Source organism: Aquirufa sp. A-Brett2-W8, from assembly GCF_054558755.1.
Window position 1 is genome coordinate 152,895 of the sequence record NZ_JBPXKS010000002.1, and the last position, 18,607, is coordinate 171,501.

Annotated in this window: 15 protein-coding genes and 1 tRNA gene; 12 read left to right on the plus strand and 4 right to left on the minus strand. The window is 41.8% G+C overall.

From position 1 onward, the window contains the following. The first annotated feature begins 49 nt into the window (after positions 1 to 49). The 9 genes from gyrB to ACST13_RS00690 all read left to right on the plus strand — a co-directional run bounded on the left by gyrB (position 50) and on the right by ACST13_RS00690 (position 11,195). Entirely contained in the window at positions 50 to 2,020 is a 1,971-nt protein-coding gene (gyrB, locus tag ACST13_RS00650; protein ID WP_459521291.1) for a DNA topoisomerase (ATP-hydrolyzing) subunit B, read from the plus strand. Position 2,021: 1 nt separating this feature from the next. Continuing rightward, positions 2,022 to 2,240: a hypothetical protein gene (locus tag ACST13_RS00655; RefSeq protein ID WP_459460714.1), complete on the plus strand. Its 219-nt coding sequence runs from the start codon at positions 2,022 to 2,024 to the stop codon at positions 2,238 to 2,240. Between the two features lie 3 nt (positions 2,241 to 2,243). Further along, positions 2,244 to 4,532, plus strand: coding sequence for a polyphosphate kinase 1 (ppk1, locus tag ACST13_RS00660; protein ID WP_459521292.1), 2,289 nt, complete (start codon positions 2,244 to 2,246; stop codon positions 4,530 to 4,532). A gap of 24 nt (positions 4,533 to 4,556) precedes the next feature. Further along, positions 4,557 to 5,795, plus strand: a complete 1,239-nt coding sequence (locus ACST13_RS00665; RefSeq protein WP_459521293.1) for a NupC/NupG family nucleoside CNT transporter — start codon at positions 4,557 to 4,559, stop codon at positions 5,793 to 5,795. A 1-nt stretch (position 5,796) separates the two neighbouring features. Then, positions 5,797 to 7,749 (plus strand): DNA primase, encoded by a 1,953-nt coding sequence (gene dnaG / locus ACST13_RS00670; protein ID WP_459521294.1) that lies wholly within the window; start codon positions 5,797 to 5,799, stop codon positions 7,747 to 7,749. Positions 7,750 to 7,766: 17 nt separating this feature from the next. Next, positions 7,767 to 8,285 carry a hypothetical protein gene (locus ACST13_RS00675; protein WP_459521295.1) on the plus strand — a complete coding sequence of 173 codons (519 nt, stop codon included), beginning with the start codon at positions 7,767 to 7,769 and terminating at the stop codon, positions 8,283 to 8,285. Positions 8,286 to 8,360: 75 nt separating this feature from the next. Continuing rightward, positions 8,361 to 9,245, plus strand: a complete 885-nt coding sequence (locus tag ACST13_RS00680) for a hypothetical protein (protein ID WP_459521296.1) — start codon at positions 8,361 to 8,363, stop codon at positions 9,243 to 9,245. 1 nt (position 9,246) lies between these two features. Beyond that, complete coding sequence (locus ACST13_RS00685) at positions 9,247 to 10,755, plus strand: vanadium-dependent haloperoxidase (protein WP_459521297.1); 1,509 nt, start codon at positions 9,247 to 9,249, stop codon at positions 10,753 to 10,755. Positions 10,756 to 10,766: 11 nt separating this feature from the next. Next, entirely contained in the window at positions 10,767 to 11,195 is a 429-nt protein-coding gene (locus ACST13_RS00690; protein WP_459521298.1) for a hypothetical protein, read from the plus strand. Between the two features lie 36 nt (positions 11,196 to 11,231). Here ACST13_RS00690 and ACST13_RS00695 read toward each other — a convergent pair whose 3' ends face one another. The 3 genes from ACST13_RS00695 to ACST13_RS00705 are packed head-to-tail and all read right to left on the minus strand — an operon-like array spanning position 11,232 to position 14,590. Further along, positions 11,232 to 12,284 (minus strand): sugar phosphate isomerase/epimerase family protein, encoded by a 1,053-nt coding sequence (locus ACST13_RS00695; protein ID WP_459521299.1) that lies wholly within the window; start codon positions 12,282 to 12,284, stop codon positions 11,232 to 11,234. A gap of 13 nt (positions 12,285 to 12,297) precedes the next feature. Then, positions 12,298 to 13,443, minus strand: coding sequence for a Gfo/Idh/MocA family protein (locus tag ACST13_RS00700; protein WP_459521300.1), 1,146 nt, complete (start codon positions 13,441 to 13,443; stop codon positions 12,298 to 12,300). Between the two features lie 7 nt (positions 13,444 to 13,450). Continuing rightward, entirely contained in the window at positions 13,451 to 14,590 is a 1,140-nt protein-coding gene (locus ACST13_RS00705) for a Gfo/Idh/MocA family protein (RefSeq protein ID WP_459521517.1), read from the minus strand. A gap of 272 nt (positions 14,591 to 14,862) precedes the next feature. Between ACST13_RS00705 and ACST13_RS00710 the strand changes: the two genes are divergently transcribed. After that, positions 14,863 to 16,071, plus strand: a complete 1,209-nt coding sequence (locus ACST13_RS00710) for an MFS transporter (RefSeq protein WP_459521301.1) — start codon at positions 14,863 to 14,865, stop codon at positions 16,069 to 16,071. Between the two features lie 47 nt (positions 16,072 to 16,118). Then, positions 16,119 to 16,694, plus strand: a complete 576-nt coding sequence (locus ACST13_RS00715; RefSeq protein WP_459521302.1) for a peptidylprolyl isomerase — start codon at positions 16,119 to 16,121, stop codon at positions 16,692 to 16,694. Here ACST13_RS00715 and ACST13_RS00720 read toward each other — a convergent pair. Next, entirely contained in the window at positions 16,654 to 18,315 is a 1,662-nt protein-coding gene (locus ACST13_RS00720; RefSeq protein ID WP_459521303.1) for a sodium:solute symporter family protein, read from the minus strand. The two genes, ACST13_RS00715 and ACST13_RS00720, sit on opposite strands and share 41 nt — an antisense overlap. 184 nt (positions 18,316 to 18,499) lie before the next feature. Here ACST13_RS00720 and ACST13_RS00725 point away from each other — a divergent pair. Further along, a tRNA-Leu gene (locus tag ACST13_RS00725) sits at positions 18,500 to 18,584 on the plus strand. The last annotated feature ends 23 nt before the right edge of the window (positions 18,585 to 18,607 follow it).

An 18,607-nucleotide genomic window follows, 5' to 3' on the forward strand; every position in this document is an offset into this window, starting at 1 on the left:
ACAAATGCGGAGGTTTTTATCCCTCCGTTTAACCCAGTTAAATAATATTATGTCAGAAGCAAAAGATTCATCAGCTGAAGATCGGGCAAATTACGGTGCAGATAATATTCAAGTTTTAGAGGGATTAGAGGCAGTTCGTAAACGTCCTTCCATGTACATCGGTGATACCGGCTTTAAGGGTCTACATCACTTGATTTGGGAGGTTGTCGATAACTCGATTGATGAGGCCTTAGCAGGCCATTGCGACACCATTAAGGTGACCATTAATACGGATAATTCCATTTTAGTAGAAGATAATGGTCGTGGTATTCCGACAGGCATGCATACGAAAGAACAACGTTCTGCACTAGAAGTAGTAATGACCGTTCTACACGCCGGTGGAAAATTTGATAAAGACACGTACAAGGTTTCAGGAGGTTTACACGGTGTGGGGGTTTCCTGTGTGAATGCCTTGTCGACTGATTTAAAAGTAACTGTTTACAGTAGAGATGGTAAAATTTACCAGCAAGAATATAAAATTGGAGTTCCTCAATACCCGGTGAAAGAAGTAGGTGTTACGGATCGTACGGGTACGTCGGTATTATTTAAGCCGGATGAATCGATTTTTACCGTAACTGAATATAAATATGAAACCGTTGCAGGTCGTTTACGTGAATTATCGTTCTTAAATGCAGGTATCCGTATTGAATTAACGGATTTGCGTGAATTAGATGAAGAGGGCGTAGCTAAATCAGATGAATTCTTTTCTGAAGGTGGTCTTCGTGAATTCGTTTTGTATCTAGATTCGACACGTGAGCCATTACTCTCTGAGCCTATCTACATGGAAGGCGATAAGAATGGCGTACCTGTTCAAGTGGCGATGATGTATAACACATCTTACTCGGAGAATGTGGTTTCTTATGTGAATAACATTAATACGATCGAAGGAGGAACGCACGTAGCGGGTTTCCGTGGAGCATTGACTCGTACGTTGAAAAATTATGCAGATAAGTCAGGTGCTTTAGAAAAATTAAAAATTGACATCGCAGGGGATGACTTCCGGGAAGGTTTGACGGCGGTTATTTCAGTGAAAGTGGCTGAGCCTCAGTTTGAGGGCCAAACAAAGACCAAGCTAGGTAATGGCGAGGTATCTGGTGCGGTTTCTTCTGCTATGTCAGATATGCTAGAGTCTTGGTTAGAAGAGCATCCTAGAGAGGCTCGTCAAATCGTGGCTAAAGTTATATTAGCTGCGCAAGCGCGTCATGCTGCTCGTAAGGCACGTGAAATGGTACAGCGTAAAACAGTTTTAGGTTCTAACTCGTTGCCAGGTAAATTAGCCGATTGCTCGGATTCTGATCCAGAAACCTGTGAGATTTACCTTGTCGAGGGAGATTCAGCGGGTGGTACGGCGAAACAAGGTCGTAACCGTGCATTCCAAGCGATTCTTCCCTTACGTGGAAAGATTCTGAACGTAGAGAAAGCACAAGAGTACCGTATCTACGAGAACGAAGAGATTAAGAATATGATTACGGCGTTAGGTGTTTCCTTCGGAAAAGATGGAGATGAGCGTGCGTTAAATATGGATAAATTACGTTACCACAAGGTGATCATCATGACCGATGCGGATATTGATGGTAGCCACATTCGTACGTTGATTTTAACGTTCTTCTTCCGTTACATGCGTGAATTAGTGGATCGTGGATGTATTTATATCGCACAGCCACCGCTTTACCAAGTGAAGAAGGGGCAGCAAGTGCGTTATGTTTGGACAGAAGATCAACGAGCACAAGCTATTCAGGAATTAGCTGGTGGAGGTAAAGAAGATAATGTGGGTGTTCAACGTTATAAGGGTCTTGGAGAGATGAATGCGGAGCAATTATGGGAGACAACCATGAATCCTGAATCCCGTACGTTGAAGCAAGTGACTGTTGAATCCGCCATTGATGCAGATTTATTGTTCTCTATGCTGATGGGTGATGAAGTGGCGCCACGTCGTGACTTTATTGAAAAGAATGCTAAATACGCTAAGGTAGACGTTTAGAATGAGTTTTGATTTTAAATCCTATCATTTGCGTGGCATTCATGCGGAAACCGTAGAAGAAAAGCAAAAGATCAATCAAGAGTTGAAGGACTTTTACAATTCCTTAACAGAAGAGGAGAAACGCTTGTTTAATTTAGAACTTCAGAAGTTTTTGGCTACCGAAATGGGGCGATTAGGTTCTGATTACCAAGCAATTAAAAATCAAGTCCCTACTGAATAACCTATGAGTGAATTAGATAAAATACTGAAACACGAAGAGACAAAAGATTCCCTTACTGGGAATCTTTTGTCTTTACTTACGCCTACGAATTGGAAGATTAATTTGATGGCTCCTAGAGAGCAAAATCGGAAGATAGATAAGTCAATTCAAAAGTCGAATGAAACTATTGCCAAGGCAAAGTTTATCTCCCGCGATTTATCTTGGTTAAAGTTTGATGAGCGCGTTTTAGATCAGGCTAGAGATAGTTCGAAATCCTTATTTGATCGCTTAAAATTCTTAGCTATTACGGCCTCTAATTTAGATGAGTTCTTTACTATCCGAATGGGTTCTTTGTTAAATTATATCGATTTAGGGAAAGAGAGAACGGATTATTGTGGCTTGCGTGAGATTCCCTTTAAGCAAGCGATAATTAACGAAGCACAGGAATTTACACAGGAGAAGCACCGTCTTTTCATGGAGGAAATTTTACCTCTTTTCCCTGAGAATGGACTCCTATTAGCTTGCTTAGATGATTTAGATGCGGAGGAAAAAGAAGAAGTGGCGTCTTATTTTCAACGGACTATTTATCCGATGTTAACCCCGATGGTTTTCGATCATACGCATACTTTCCCAAGTTTGCTGGCGAAGACCTTGATTTTTGGGGTAGTGACGGTAGGTCTTTCGGATAAGAAGAAGACGAGGAATGAAAAGGAACAAAAAATCTCTTTCGTCCAAATCCCTTTAAATTTAAAGCGTTTCTATGTGATTGAGCGGGATGATAAAGTGTTATTTGTCCCGATTGAGGAAATTATTCGCCATCATTTACAGCTCTTATATCGAAATGTGGAAATTGAATCTACGACTTTATTCCGCATTACTCGGAATGGGGATTTTGATTTAGTGGAGCATGAGGATTCGGATACGGATTTTGTTGATGAAGTAAAGAAGAAGATCAAAGATCGTCGTTTGGGTCGGGTGACGCGGGTAGAGGTGGAGAAGTTTCATTCGGAATTCTTATTGACTGAAATGTTGAAGCGTTGGAATCTAGATCAAGCTGACATTTTTGTAAAGAACTCCATTTTGGACTTTACGTCTTTTTGGCAAATATTAAAACACCCGGAATTCAAATCACATCAGGCTATAAGTCCTGCGGTTGTTCCAGCCTTAGGCTTAAAATCAGTCGTAATCGATGATATTTTCGATACGATTAAGCGGGGTGATATCTTATTGCACCATCCGTATAATAATTTTGAGCCGGTCATTCAACTCTTAGAGCAAGCGGCGGATGATCCGAATGTGCTAGCAATTAAAATAACGCTCTATCGAATTTCGAAAAATTCGCGTATTTCGAGTGCTTTATTACGCGCGGCTGAACAAGGGAAGCACGTTTCTGTTTTATTTGAAGTGAAGGCCCGTTTTGATGAGGAAAATAATATAAAGGAGGCGACTAGATTACAGAAAGCAGGTTGTTTCGTGATTTATGGTATTCCAGGATTAAAAACGCATACGAAATTATTGCAAGTCATTCGTAATGAGGGGAATCATGTGGTGAGTTATGCTCATTTATCTTCTGGAAATTATAATGAGGATACAGCAAAATTATATACGGATATTGGACTTTTAACAACGGATACGCGTATTACACAAGATATAGCCGAGTTCTTTAATGTAATAACGGGTCATTCGATGCCCACTCATTATGAGCATTTAATCACTGCGCCTCGCGATATGCGGAATCGCTTGATTGAAATGATCGAGAATGAGGTGAAGAATCACAAAGAAGGTTTGCCAGCGGGTATTTGCTGGAAAATTAATTCATTGCAAGATTTAAAGACGATGGAAGCGCTTTATAAGGCGTCGCAAGCGGGTTTGCCAGTCCTTTTAATTGTACGTGGAATTTGTTGTTTGCGTCCACAAAGGAAGGGCTTATCAGAAAATATCTTTATCAAGTCGATTGTGGGAGAATATCTAGAGCATACACGACTTTATTACTTCCATAATGCCGGGGCTCCTACAATTTATGGTGGTAGTGCGGATGTGATGGTTCGAAGCTTTGATAGACGTATTGAGTCTCTTTTTGAATTAGTGAATACGCGCGCTAAAAACTTAGCTATCACCATCTTAGATTGGAATCTACGAGATACGAAGAATTCTTATGAGATGCAGGAGGATGGCACGTATTGGAAAATTGACAGTGATATTCCTTTTGATATACATACGAAATTTTTTGAAATCAAAGAAGAGGATTTGGTTGCCGAATTAGCATTTGATAAATTTACTGTTAGCCTAGAAACAAAACTAGAAAAAAAATAGGCTGATTACACCAACAAACAACACATGGAAAGATTTACTGGATTGCTCGGTATCGTATTGATTTTGGGCGTGGCATTTTTAATGTCAAATAACCGAAAAGCAATCAATTACCGGACGGTAGGGGTAGGTCTTTTAATGCAGGTGTTGTTAGCTGTGTTCATTTTGAAGACGGAAGTAGGCCGAAACCTATTTCAATGGTTAGGTGATGCCATCAATACACTCTTAGGGCAAGCGGATAAAGGGGCTCAATTTGTGTTCGGTTCCTTAGTGAATCGCGACATGATGATAAAAGCTTTTGGTCCAGGTAATGATTATATATTCTTCTTTAAAGTAGTTCCTACCATCATTTTTGTGGCCGTTCTAGTGAACATGTTTTATCATTTAGGCATACTACAACGTGTTGTTTCCTTTATTGGTAAGGGTGTTCACAGGTTAATGGGTGTGAGTGGGGCAGAAGCGCTTTCGAATGTGGCATCCACGTTTGTAGGTCAAGTAGAGGCCCAAATCATGATCAAACCTTATTTGAAAAATATGACGAACTCGGAGTTAATGGCTTCGATGACTGGCTCATTCGCTTGTATTGCAGGAGGAGTAATGGCCGTTTATATTTCCTTAGGTGTTCCCGCTGCGTATTTATTAGCGGCTAGTTTAATGGCGGCTCCAGGGGCTTTGGTTATTTCCAAAATCATGTTCCCTGAAACCGAGAAGTCGGAAACGCAAGGAGAAGTGAAATTAGAATTATCTAAAACACATGCTAATTTAGTGGATGCGATTGCTGCAGGAGCAAGCGAAGGATTAAAAGTAGGTTTAAACGTGATTGCCATGTTGATTGGTTTCATTGCCTTGATTGCTTTAGTGAATTTAGGTTTAGGCCACATTGGATCTTTGATTAATTACCCTGAGTTATCGATGAACACTATTTTAGGAAAAGTATTCTCCGTTTTCGCTTTTGCAATGGGCGTTCCAGCACAAGATATCGAGGTGGCTGGTGCTTTAATGGGTAAGAAAATGGTCGTGAATGAGTTTGTAGCGTATTTAGATATGGTGCATTTAAAAGCGACATTAGATCCTAAGACGATCGCGATTACGAGCTTTGCACTTTGTGGTTTTGCTAATTTTTCTTCTGTTGCGATCCAAATCGGGGGTATCGGAGAATTAGCTCCCTCACGTCGTTCAGATTTGGCGAAATTAGGCTTTAAGGCCTTGATCGCAGGAACTTTAGCCTCTTATTTATCTGCAACTCTAGCCGGTTTATTATTTTAATATGCGCATTGATCCCGAAACCGTCGAGCGAATTAAGCAAACGGCTGCGTTAGCAGACGTGATCGGGGATTATGTAACGATTAAGAAAAAAGGGGCGAATTATTGGGCTTGCTGTCCTTTTCACGGAGAGAAAACTCCGTCCTTTTCTATCTCGCCCGCGAAGGGAATTTATAAATGTTTTGGTTGTGGTAAGGCCGGCGATTCTGTTCGTTTCGTGATGGATATGGAAGGCCTAGGTTACGGAGAGGCTTTACGTCATTTGGCCAAAAAATACGGCATTGACATCCAAGAAGAGGAAATGACAGATGATCAGCTCGTACGTCAAAACGAACGAGAAAGTTTACTTATCATCCTCGAATACGCGAAAGAATTCTTCAAAAAACAATTATACGATACAGAAGAAGGAAAATCAATCGCCTTGCCTTATTTTAAGGAGCGTGGATTCTCAGATGCGACGCTTCAATCCTTTGATTTAGGCTATAGCCCAGAAGCCTGGGATGCATTCCTGAAGTCAGCGTTAAAACAGGGTTTTACTCAAGAAATAATCGAAAAAGCGGGACTAGTCACGCAAAAGAATGACGACGGAAAGGTCTACGATCGCTTCCGTAACCGTGTCATATTTCCGATTCATAATGTCTCTGGAAAGATTATTGCTTTTGGCGCGCGTATCCTCCGAAATGATGCGAAGAATCAGGCCAAATACCTTAATTCCCCCGAGACCGAAGTATACCATAAATCAGCGACGCTCTATGGCATCGCGCAAGCGAAGAATGAAATTCGCACAAAAGATGTTTGTTACCTGGTAGAAGGTTATACGGATGTTATTTCCTTACATCAGGCGGGCATTAAAAATGTGGTGGCCTCTTCTGGCACCTCTTTAACCATCGAGCAGATCAAATTAATTGGTCGTTTCACGCAACACGTGACAGTGCTATATGATGGGGATACGGCGGGTATTAAGGCCGCTTTGAGAGGAATGGATTTAATCCTCGAAGAAGGATTGCAAGTTAACTTAGTCGTTTTTCCGGAAGGAAATGATCCCGATTCATTCGTCAGAAAGATCGGTTCAGAGGCCTTCATTGAGTATATCAAAAAGGAAGCGAAGGATGTGATTTCTTTTCAAGCGAATCTCTTTAAAGAAGAAGCTGGGGACGATCCTTTCAAAAAAGCAGAAATGATAAAGGAAATGGTTCAATCCATTTCTAAAATTCCAGATGCCATTCAGCGTAGTCTTTTCATTCAAAAGACCGCGGCCATGATGCGGATGGACGAAGATGTCCTTTTAGCGGAATTGAATAAGATTCAGCTGAAGAAAATAAAGGGCGCCAGTTCTGATCCTCAACAAATCTCAGCGCTGCAATATGCGGAGGTACGGGATCTTATTGAACCGGTGGGAGCGGATCAGCCTTTAGAGGTTCAAAATTTAGCCTATTACCAAGAATTAGAATGTGTTCGATTGATGATCAATTACGGACACTTAGAAATTAATCCGGAGAAGGCACCCGGTTTAACAGTGGTACATTATCTCATCGATGAATTAGAAGGCACTGTTTTTCAAACGCCTTTATTTATTCGGATTTTGGACTTATGTAAAATGGAATTTGCTGCCAAAAGAGCTCCTCAAGCTGATTTCTTTCTGCATCATACCGACGAAGAAATTCAGTCTTTCTCCATCAATATCTCCTCCGATAAGCATTCTATTTCTTCTGAATGGAAGGATAAGCACGAGATTCGGGTGAATACGGATGAAGAAATGTTGGAGGATTTAGCCTATAAAAATGTCTTGCGCTTGAGAAAAGTGTATAACGATCAGCATTTGCAGGAAACACTTTCGCGTTTACAATCCTTGCAAGCAGATGCCTCAGAAATGGGGGAGGTCTTCAACGAATTCATCCGTTTGAAAGAAATTCAAAAAAATATTTCCCAGGAATTAGGCACAGTAATCGAAAAATAGCCTATTTTTGCCTTTGAATGAAAAAAATACTTGCCATAATGCTATTCGGAATTCTGCTTTATCAAGCAGGTGGATTTGCATTGCAGTATTTATCCGAAGGTAATAAGGTAGCGATTGATTCAGAGACGGAAGAAACGGTAGTCATTAAAATCCCTATTAATTTACCTTACCAAACGGATTGGGTTTCTTCAGAAGAAGTAGAGGGTTCCGTTCGTCAAGGCGATGAATTCTACGAAATGAAGGAGCGTAAGGTGGAAAATGATACCTTGGTGACGGTCATGGTAAAAGACCGAAATGCCCGCGAAAATTTCTTCGATTTAGCACAGCAAGTGAATGAGCATTTAACGGATGAGCCGGGTTCGACCCCAGCTAAATCGAAATTAATCAATACCCTAATAAAAGAATATTGTGCTCAGTCGTCTGGCTGGGTATTTTATATTATCGAATGGCCTGTTTCGATTGAGGCGCCCATTCATTCTATTTTATCTACCAAAGACTTCTCGTCTGATTTTTTCTCGCCGCCGCGGCAAGCTTAATTTTTTTTTGATTCCCTTTTTAGCCTAGGACAAATCTGTCCCAGGCGATGGTGTATTATTTTTAAAATGAAGCAAATGAAAAAGTTATGTACTCTTTTATTTTGTTTGCTAGGTTTCGTCGGATTAAAGGCACAAATGCCTCATGACGCGATCTATATGAACAAAAAACTAGCCTGTGGGGCTTTGGTCTATGGTACTAGTTCTTGGACTACTTATTGGGAAAATGGATTAAAACGGGATAATCCCAATATTGGTCGATTAACGACTCAATCGGCTATTGCGATGATTGCCTACGGCATTACACGGGACATTAATGTGATTGCGATGGTTCCTTACGTAAAGACAGATGCAAGTCAAGGCAATTTAATGGGTCAAGAAGGTTTGCAGGATGCCTCTGTGTTTGTTAAAACAAAAACGAAGGCATACCATGGTATCACGGCTCACGGTGTGGTGGGATTCAGCATCCCGGTAACGAATTATGTGCCGGATTTTATGCCTATGTCGATTGGATTAGGAGCAAAAACTATGGTGGTTCGTGGAATGCTTTCTTATGCTTTACCAAAGCATTTATATGTAAATTCCTCGATCGCTTATCAAGCGAGAAGTCAGGTAAAAGCAGATCGTGATTCCTATCTAGCGGGTTCTAAGTTGTACCAAACTAATCAGGTAGCCGTTCCGGATGCCTTTGATGCGGCTCTTCGTTTGGGCTATCTGAAAAAAGATAATCAACTAGAAGTATTTGCTGAACATTTTTCGTGTACAAAAGGTGATGACATTCGCCGGAATGATATGCCTTTCTTGACGAATGATATGACGATGACTACTGTGGGAATGTATGGAAAATACCAACCTAAGTCCATTGGGGTGAATGCGCGCGTTGCCTATGTAGTCGATGGCCAAAATGTGGGTCAAAGTACGACCGTTTCCATTGGTTTACTATACCTTTTTAAAATCAAATAAGATGAGATATATGTTAAGTTTATGGATGCTACTAGGTTTAGTATCCTGCGATAAATCGGTCTCTGAATCGATTATCGAACCCTATTCTCCAGCTAAAGTCGATGAAGCGGCCGGTAACTGGAAAACTTTTATTTTAACCAATTCTACGGAAGTGGTATTGCCTGGCTTAAATTCGGATGCTGCTTATAAGAAAGAAGTAGATTCGTTGAAGTCTATCGAAGTGACGGCTTCTCAAAAAGCAGCGGTACTCTATTGGGGTGCCGGAGCGGTATTGCGTTGGAATGAAATTGCTAGAGAATTAGCAGCTCGATATAACATTCCTCCGGCTGCAAATGCTGCGGGTGTTTATCCGGTGCCTAATGCAGCGGATCCTTTGGCAGATCCTAAATTTCCTTTTGCTAATCCGCCTTATACAGCTAGAGCTTTAGCTTATCTAAGTGTAGCGCAATACGATGCCTTAGTCAGCGCCTGGAAGTATAAATACCAATACAATCGCCCTGCACCATCTGTTTTGGATGCCTCTATTAAACCTTTGTTGCCGGTTTCGACTTTACCAGCCTATCCATCTGAAGATGCGGTGGTGGCTCAAGCAAGCTATGTGATTTTATTAGCGATGTTTCCAGGAGAGGGACCTTTTTTAGCGGCTAAACTAGCGGAAGCTAAAAATGTACCGCTTTGGGCTAAAACAAATGTGAATTCGGACGTGATTGCAGGGGCTAATTTAGGTGCTGCTGTAGCAGCTAAGGTAATGGCTAGAGCGAAAACGGATGGTATGAGCGCCTCAAATAACCAAGCGATCGTACCTGATTTGATTGCACATGCAAAATCAATCGGATTTACCACGGTTTGGGCGAGTCAAGAATTGCCCGCACGACCGCCGATGTTGCCAAACTATGGTGCGGTAAAAACGTGGAATTTTGACCGAACCACCTTAGAGTCGATTCGTCCAGCTATTCCTTATTTGCCAGGTTCCGAAGCATTTAATAAAGATTTGGCGGAATTGCAGACCATTAACAAAACCCAAACTAGAGAACAAGCAGCCATTGCTAATTACTGGGCAGATGGACCAGGCTCGTATACGCCACCAGGACACTGGCATCGCTATGCGTGTGAAGCGGGTGTAGACGCAAAATACTCAGAGGTTCGGATGGCGCGTATGTTAGCTTATGTAGGAACGGCTTTGATGGATGCAGGTGTGGCTTGTTGGGAAACAAAATATTTTTATTATAGTCCTCGTCCTCAACAGTTCGATTTGAAGACCTCTGTTGGGTTGCCTAATTTTCCTAGTTATACGTCAGGTCACTCGACCTTCTCATTTGCAGCAGCAGCTGTATTAGCAGACTTTTTTCCGGATAGGGCGAATACCTTTATGGCGAATGCACAACAGGCCTCTGATTCTCGCGTCTATGGGTTGATTCACTTCCGAGTGGATTGTACGATGGGTGGAAAACACGGAAAGATAATTGGTGATTACGCCGTGCAACGAGCGAAATCAGAGGGGGCTAATTAACTATAAACACGATGGTAACTATTAGCAAAACACGCCTCCAAGCCCTTGTTACGGCAGCTTGGTTAAACCGCGCGATGATCGCGGTGGTGTATATTTGGTTTGGATTTTTAAAGGTTTTGGGCACTTCTCCGGCAGAAGGAATTGTGTCTAAGCTTTTTAATATCACGTTAGAGCCCTTCATGGGCATTCAGACGTTTCTGTTGATTTTAGGAATAGGGGAGTGTGCGATTGGAATGTTGTGGTTGTCTCCTCGTTTGACTAAAATCGCGTTTTGGGTGATGACAGGGCATTTATTTACTACTTTTTTACCGGTATTGTTTTTGGTAGAAGATACGTGGCAATCCTTTTTCTCATTGACTCTGACAGGGCAATACATTATCAAGAATGTGGTTTTGTTGTCTGCCGCCTGGTTTGTTTATATATTCTGGGAGAAAGAATAAAGAAAAAAAGCCCCCGACACGTCGGGGGCTTTTTACTTATAGACCTAAAATCTTCTTATTAAACTCTTCGTCAGCTCCGGTTCCAGCGAAATCATCGAAGACCTTTTCGGTTGCCTTGATGATGTGGCTCGAGATAAATGGTGCTCCTTCCGTAGCTCCTTGAACAGGATCTTTAATACAGCATTCCCATTCTAAAACCGCCCATCCGTCGTATCCGTATTGGGTTAATTTAGAGAAGATACTTTTGAAATCTACTTGTCCGTCGCCTAAAGAGCGGAAACGGCCTGCGCGGTTAATCCAAGATTGGTAGCCACCGTAAACCCCTTGTTTTCCCGTTGGATTGAATTCGGCGTCTTTTACGTGGAACATCTTGATGCGCTCGTGGTAGAAGTCGATGTATTGTTTGTAGTCCAAAGCCTGTAACACAAAGTGCGATGGATCGTATAATATATTCGCGCGCTTGTGGCCTTTTACTTCGTCTAAGAACATTTCGAACGTCACTCCATCGTGCAAATCTTCGCCTGGATGAATCTCGTAGCATAAATCCACGCCACAATCATCAAACGTATTTAAGATGGGTAACCAACGGCGACCTAATTCTTTAAAACCTTGCTCCACTAACCCAGCGGGACGTTGTGGCCAAGGATAAACCGTGTGCCACATCAAAGCGCCAGAGAACGTGGCGTGGGCATTTAAACCAAGGTTTTGAGATGCTTTGGCAGCATATTTCAATTGTTGGATCGCCCATTCAGTGCGTGCTTTCGGATTCCCTTTTACGGAATCTGGAGCAAAAGCGTCGAAACCTAGGTCGTAAGCTGGGTTAACCGCTACTAATTGACCTTGAAGGTGGGTTGATAATTCGGTGATTTGTAAGCCTTTAGCAGCTAACATCCCTACGATTTCATCGCAATAGGTCTTAGATTCTGCCGCTTTCTGCAAGTCAATGCAGCGGGAATCCCAAGACGGAATTTGAACTCCTTTGTAACCTAAAGAGGCTACCCAAGTCGTGATGCTGTCTAAAGAATTAAAAGGGGCTTCGTCGCCCATAAATTGTGCCAAAAATATCGCTGGCCCTTGAATCGTTTTCATATTTTTTAAAGGTTTAGATTTTAACCCATTTTTGAGACCTTGTTGAATCTAAAATGCGCTCGCAAATTAATAACTCTCGGTATCCATCTGCAAAAGTAGGGTACATTGGATTCTCTGGTTGCTTACCAGCTTCTACAGCTGCATACACCTCTTTGAATAATTGCTTCGAAGTATCAGAGAAGCCTTCGTTATGTCCTCCAGGGAAAGTCATTAAGGCAGTTGCCTCTGGATAAGCTAAAGATGGATCACGCATCAAAACTTGGTTTGCTTGATCACGGTTACCGATCCACATTTCGTTCGGGGACTCCGAGTTAAATGCAAATGTCTTTTTGGATCCTGAAATCTCTAATTTCAATTGGTTCTTACGACCTGCTGAAACCTGTGATACTGTTACAGAACCACGGTTTCCATTGTCAAAACGTAATAAAACGTTCGCGTGGTCTTCCGTGTTAATTAGCACATCTGCATAATCTTCTGGTTGCAACATTTTGCCTGAATAAGTCTCTACGGGCTTCAAAGGCTTCTTACGCACTTTGTGAACCGTATTAAAATCAGCCATTACTTCGACCGTTTTCAAACCAGTGATGTATTCAATAATATCTAATAGGTGAGATCCGATATCTGCGATAGCACGTGAATCCCCCGATTTGTCCGGCTCTAAACGCCAGTTATAATCCGTATTGTAGAATAACCAGTCTTGTAAATAACTACCGATAATCGAATAAATCTCGCCTAAATCACCTTTCTCGCGCATCGTCTTCATTTGACGTACGAGAGGATAGTAGCGCAGATTGAAGTGAACGGCATTCACTAAGCCAGTTTTAGCAGCTAACGCGACTAATTCCTCCGCTTCGTGTAGGTCTTTTGCTAAAGGTTTCTCGCACACGACATGTTTTCCAGCTAATAAAGCCGCTTTCGACTGTGAATAATGTAAGAAGTTAGGCGTGCAAATATGCACACACTGAATGTCGTCTTGTTTTAATAGGTCTTCGAAGGTATACCAACGGCTGATGCCTAATTGCTTTGCTTTCGCCTCAGCTAGTTCGATAGTCACCTCGCAAAGCGCAGCGACATCAATATTAGGTAAACGGCGTAAAGCCTCGATATGAGCGGGTCCGATAAATCCGGTTCCTACGATTCCAACTTTGATTTTAGTCATGGTTATATTATAGTTCAAATTTTGTCCACTTGTTTGTATTGTCTTGGGCTGATCTCACCACATTTTCGATGAAGGCCATTCCCATAATTCCTTCGTCGATTCCAGGGAAATCGTACAAAGGATCTTGTGCTTTTCCTTCCCATCTCGCTCTTAAAGCAAAGGCAAAATTGCGGTAAATGTTCGCGAAAGTCTCTACGTAGCCTTCCGGGTGTCCAGCAGGCTGACGCGTATGCGCATTAGCGGCAGGAGATAGCTGGCCTACGGCCGTACGAATAATCCGCGCTCCGTCGTCGCGCGTCCTAAACACCATCGTATTCGGCTCCATTTGGTGCCACGTAATTCCCGCTTTGCTTCCATAGATACGGAAGTTGAAGTCATTTTCTTCGCCATTACAGATTTGAGAGCAATGCAAAACACCTTTTGCTCCATTATCATAATGGATTAAAATATTGCCATCATCATCTAATAAGCGTCCCTCCACGAAGATGGTTAGATCTGCGCAAAGTTCTTTTATATGTAATCCCGTGATGTATTCGATCAAATTCTCGCAGTGCGTACCGATGTCGCCGATGGCACCTGCGGCACCACAACGAGCTGGATCGGTTCTCCAAGCGGCTTGTTTTTGGCCGGTTGCTTCTACTAAGTCGATTAACCACCCTTGAGGATATTCCACGATGATTTTGCGAATTTCGCCTAATTGTCCGGAGTCCACGAGGTGTTTCGCCTCTTTGACCATCGGATAGGCCGTATAATTATGGGTCAAAGCAAAAATCAACCCCGATTTATCGATGATTTGCTTCAATACTTTTGCCTCAGCTAAATTCAACGTAGCCGGCTTATCGCAAACCACGTGGAATCCATTTTCTAAGGCCATTTTAGCCGCCGGAAAATGCACGTGGTTAGGGGTAACGATGGAAACGAAATCCATTCTTTCGCCTTCAGGCAATTCTTTTTCTTTCAGAATCATCTCCTCATAAGATCCGTAAACACGGTTTTCTGGAAGATATAAAGCGTTTCCTGTGGCTTTAGATTTCTCCGCGCTGGAACTAAATGCGCCGCAAACTAATTCGATTTCTCCGTCTAGTTGGGAACCGCGACGGTGAACTGCACCGATGAAAGCCTCTTGACTTCCTCCGATCATTCCCATTCTGATTTTCCTGCTTTGGCGTGATTTTGCCTGTGTAGCAGAACCTCCTTGAATCATAAGTATTATAGATTTAGATATCTCACAAAAATAGAGCAAAATTTGGTTTTATAGCCTCTAAATAGCTCTTTTTTTAAAATTTTATCAAAAATAATTGCCTCTGCATGCCATTATCCCAAAAACTTTTTGTTTTTTTGTTACGATTTTTCTAATGAAGAATTTAATTTTTTAAAGATTAACCAAATCATAATCTATTATCTAAACCCCAAACAATTATGAATCAAACTGTTAATGCCAATCGATTATTTTTGGCGTCCTGTTTTGCCCTCATTACGACTGCCTTCTCTTTTAGTATCCGTGCAGGTATTTTACCGCAATTAGGACTAGAATTAAATTTGTCGAATGAACAATTAGGTCATATAAATCAAATGTGGTTTCTAGGCTTTCCTATTTCCATGATCTTGGGGGGTGTTTTTTACACGTCCATCGGGCCAAAGTTGATTATGCAAATTGCTTTAGTAGCACATGCTGCTGGTATTTTATTGACCATTTATGCAGTTGACTATAATACCCTATTAATTTCTACTCTTTTAATTGGATTAGGAAATGGTTGCACAGAAGCAGCTTGTAATCCGATGATTGCTGATGCCTACACGGGTAACGAGATGAGTAGTAAGCTGAATCGTTTTCACATGTGGTTCCCAGGTGGAATTGTGGTAGGTTCTTTAATCTCTAAGTTCATGACGGATGCAGGAATGGCTTGGCAAACACAAGTTTGGGTAATTATTATCCCAACTGTCATTTATGCAGTCTTGTTCTTTGGTCAAGCTTTCCCTAAACCAAAGGCTGATGCTAGTTCGACTTTGGATAGTTTTAAGGCTATGCTTAATCCATTGTATTTATTTATGGCGGCTTGTATGGCGTTAACAGCTATTTCAGAATTTGGTCCTCAGCAATGGGTAGGGCCGATTTTAGCAAAAGCGGGTGCTAGTCCGATGTTAATATTAGCCTTGGTGACAGGTTTGATGGCCGTGGGTCGTTATTTCGCTGGTTCCATTATTGCTAAGATTAATACAGTAGGTGTTTTATTAGCTTCTGCGGTATTTGCATTAGCCGGATTATATATGATGAGTACGATGTCAGGAACTACCTTGTACTTCGCTGCCTTCATCTATGCCTTAGGTATTTGTTATTTCTGGCCAAACATGTTAGGTTATGTCGCGGAAGCGATGCCTAAAACAGGTGCTTTGGGTCTTTCCATTATGGGTGGAATCGGGATGTTTTCGTCTTCTATGTTCCAGCCAATTATTGGTGGATGGATTGATAAAAATAAAGTGGTGGCAGTTAGCAATGGCTTAACGGGTGATGTAGCTGATTTAGCGGCAGGCCAAGCAACCTTGTCAAATATGTTATTATTTCCAGCCATCTTAATTGTAGCATTTGCGATTCTTTATTTCTCCGGAAAGAAAACATCAAACGCTTAATCTAGAATTTTAATTAATTTAGGGGGCTCGAAAGGCCCCCTTTTTTTATGCGTTATCTGTTTTTGATTCCCTTCTTGTTATTTGCGTGTAAGCCTAATTGGCGCATTGATCCTGCCAAAGTACAGGAGGAATTACAGGCGCAATCAGCGCAAAATATGGAGCGTCGGATTCAGGTAAGTACCCATCTAGGTGATTTTGAACTAGAGTTAGATGCTAGAACACCTCTACATTCGGTGAACTTTATTCGACTGGTAAAGATGGGTTATTTCGAAGACCGTTATTTCTATCGTAATGTGTATGAAATAGGAATTCAAGGAGGAGGAGAGTACTTTGATCGCTTAAATTTCTTAGTTCCAGCAGAATATTACGATGAATTGAGGCCGGTACGGGGTTCGATTGCGATGGCTCGTTATGACGAAGGAAATCCCCTGCAATCATCTTCGCCCACAGAATTTTTTATTGTGACGGACACAGAGCAGGCGAGTCGCTTTTATCGTAAATATGTGGTTTTTGGAAAAGTCACTAAAGGCATGGCCGTTGTGGATTCAATTAAAAAAGAACGCTCCTTCGATGAGAAACCGGTTATTCCGGTGAAGTTTTCGATGTCTGTTTTGGCCCCATAAAAAGACTCAAAAGTAAGGCAATCGCCATCACTAATAAACAGCCTAAGACATTAAGCCAAAGGAAGGCCATCCAGTCCATTTTCCACGCATAAATCACAAAGGCTTCAGCAATCAATGCTGCGATAAACACTTGATTTCCTGTCGTTCTAGGTAAATAAAAGGCACACAAGAAGATACCTAAGATCGTACCATAAAACCAAGAACCTAAAATATTGACGACTTCAATTAAACTTCCCATATTGACGGCAAACTGAGCTACCACTAAACAGAGAATTCCCCAGCCTAGTGTGATGATTTTAGATATCCACCAATAATGCTGATTTCCACGATCAGGTGCTATAAATCGCTGATAGATGTCCACCATGGAGATGGAGGTCAAAGAACCAAATGCCGATGCCATCGAGCCCATGGAGGAAAGTAAAATCATCGCGATGAGGAATCCTATGAATCCAATCGGTAAATGATCGATGATGTAGCGTAAGAAAATGTAATTAGTGTCTTGCGCGTCGGTGTTTGGTTTGGCCGTTTTTAGGAGCTCCACCGCCTTTTCTTGGTTCTTCGTAGCTTGTTTATTCAAACCATCAAGTCGATCAAAATCCTGCTGTAAAATAGCTGATTTCTTCGCCTCAAAAATAGCTCCCTTTTCTTGGTCAATGGCTTTATGTCCTGGAATAGTGCTAAACACGGCCTCCGTATTTTTATTGAAAAAAGTAGGAGGGGCGTTAAACTGGTAAAAAGTGAATACCAAAATCCCTACGAGCAAAATGAAAAACTGCATGGGGATTTTCAGAAATCCATTCATTAAAAGACCTTTCTTAATCTCTGAAGCTGAAACGCCTGAAAGGTAACGGCCTACCTGGCTTTGGTCAGTACCGAAATAAGAGAGTTGCAAAAAGAACCCACCGATAATTCCAGACCATATATTGTATCGATTATTCAAATCAAACTTCCAATCAATCAAATTGACTTTCCCCATCTTGCCCGCAATCTGCAAGGATTCTTTCACTCCAATCCCATCTGGCAAAGAGGAAACAGCATAAAAGCCTACGAAAATCATGCCGACTAACACCACCGCCATCTGTAGCATTTGTGTATAGGATATAGCTTTTGATCCGCCTAGCATACAATAAGTAGTCACAATCGCAGCGGTCACGGCGTTTGTCCACGTCAAATCCCATCCCAATAAAGTGGAAAGAATTATGGAGGGGGCTGCAATAGTGACCCCAGTAGACAAGGCCCGTGGGATTAAAAACAGCAAGGAAGTGAGCACCCGGGTTTTGGCATCAAAACGATTCTCCAAAAACTCATACGCGGTAAACACTTTCAACGAAAAATAGTGGGGAATAAAGGTCACCGATAGGATAATCATGGCGATCGGTAAACCTAAATAGAACTGGACGAAACGCATTCCATCGTGGTAAGCCTGACCCGGAACTGATAAAAAGGTGATCGCAGAGGCCTGAGTGGCCATCACAGAAAGTAAAATGTGGTACCAAGGAAGTTCCCGGTCAGCTAATAAAAATCCCTGCAAAGAATGCTTCGTTTTCTTCCCTTTCCAGCTTCCATAAGCCACAATTCCACCAATCGTGCACAATAAAACAATCCAATCTAGTCCTTGCATTTTAGTTAAATGTTTCAGTCAGGTAGATAAACAAAAGAATGATCCCTCCTAAGAAGGCGAGCAAGGTTCCGTACCAGCGATTGAAATTCATAGCACTACAATTTTGTCCAAAGTTAATCCAATATTTATATTTAAAAGCTTTTGAAATTTTAAAATTGCTGACTACCTTTGCACTCCAAATTACGCGGGTGTGGTGGAATTGGTAGACATACCAGACTTAGGATCTGGCGCCGCGAGGCATGGGGGTTCGAGTCCCTTCACCCGTACCAATAGCAAGCCCTCAACACCAAAA

Bases quoted from the DNA above. Each gene is read 5' to 3' on its own strand.
- ACST13_RS00690 (WP_459521298.1), top strand. From the start codon at position 10,767: ATGGTAACTATTAGCAAAACACGCCTCCAAGCCCTTGTTACGGCAGCT.
- ppk1 (WP_459521292.1), top strand. From the start codon at position 2,244: ATGAGTGAATTAGATAAAATACTGAAACACGAAGAGACAAAAGATTCC.
- ACST13_RS00695 (WP_459521299.1), bottom strand. From the start codon at position 12,284: ATGAAAACGATTCAAGGGCCAGCGATATTTTTGGCACAATTTATGGGC.
- ACST13_RS00665 (WP_459521293.1), top strand. From the start codon at position 4,557: ATGGAAAGATTTACTGGATTGCTCGGTATCGTATTGATTTTGGGCGTG.
- ACST13_RS00700 (WP_459521300.1), bottom strand. From the start codon at position 13,443: ATGACTAAAATCAAAGTTGGAATCGTAGGAACCGGATTTATCGGACCC.
- ACST13_RS00705 (WP_459521517.1), bottom strand. From the start codon at position 14,590: ATGGGAATGATCGGAGGAAGTCAAGAGGCTTTCATCGGTGCAGTTCAC.
- ACST13_RS00710 (WP_459521301.1), top strand. From the start codon at position 14,863: ATGAATCAAACTGTTAATGCCAATCGATTATTTTTGGCGTCCTGTTTT.
- ACST13_RS00675 (WP_459521295.1), top strand. From the start codon at position 7,767: ATGAAAAAAATACTTGCCATAATGCTATTCGGAATTCTGCTTTATCAA.
- gyrB (WP_459521291.1), top strand. From the start codon at position 50: ATGTCAGAAGCAAAAGATTCATCAGCTGAAGATCGGGCAAATTACGGT.
- dnaG (WP_459521294.1), top strand. From the start codon at position 5,797: ATGCGCATTGATCCCGAAACCGTCGAGCGAATTAAGCAAACGGCTGCG.
- ACST13_RS00655 (WP_459460714.1), top strand. From the start codon at position 2,022: ATGAGTTTTGATTTTAAATCCTATCATTTGCGTGGCATTCATGCGGAA.
- ACST13_RS00720 (WP_459521303.1), bottom strand. From the start codon at position 18,315: ATGCAAGGACTAGATTGGATTGTTTTATTGTGCACGATTGGTGGAATT.
- ACST13_RS00685 (WP_459521297.1), top strand. From the start codon at position 9,247: ATGAGATATATGTTAAGTTTATGGATGCTACTAGGTTTAGTATCCTGC.
- ACST13_RS00715 (WP_459521302.1), top strand. From the start codon at position 16,119: ATGCGTTATCTGTTTTTGATTCCCTTCTTGTTATTTGCGTGTAAGCCT.
- ACST13_RS00680 (WP_459521296.1), top strand. From the start codon at position 8,361: ATGAAAAAGTTATGTACTCTTTTATTTTGTTTGCTAGGTTTCGTCGGA.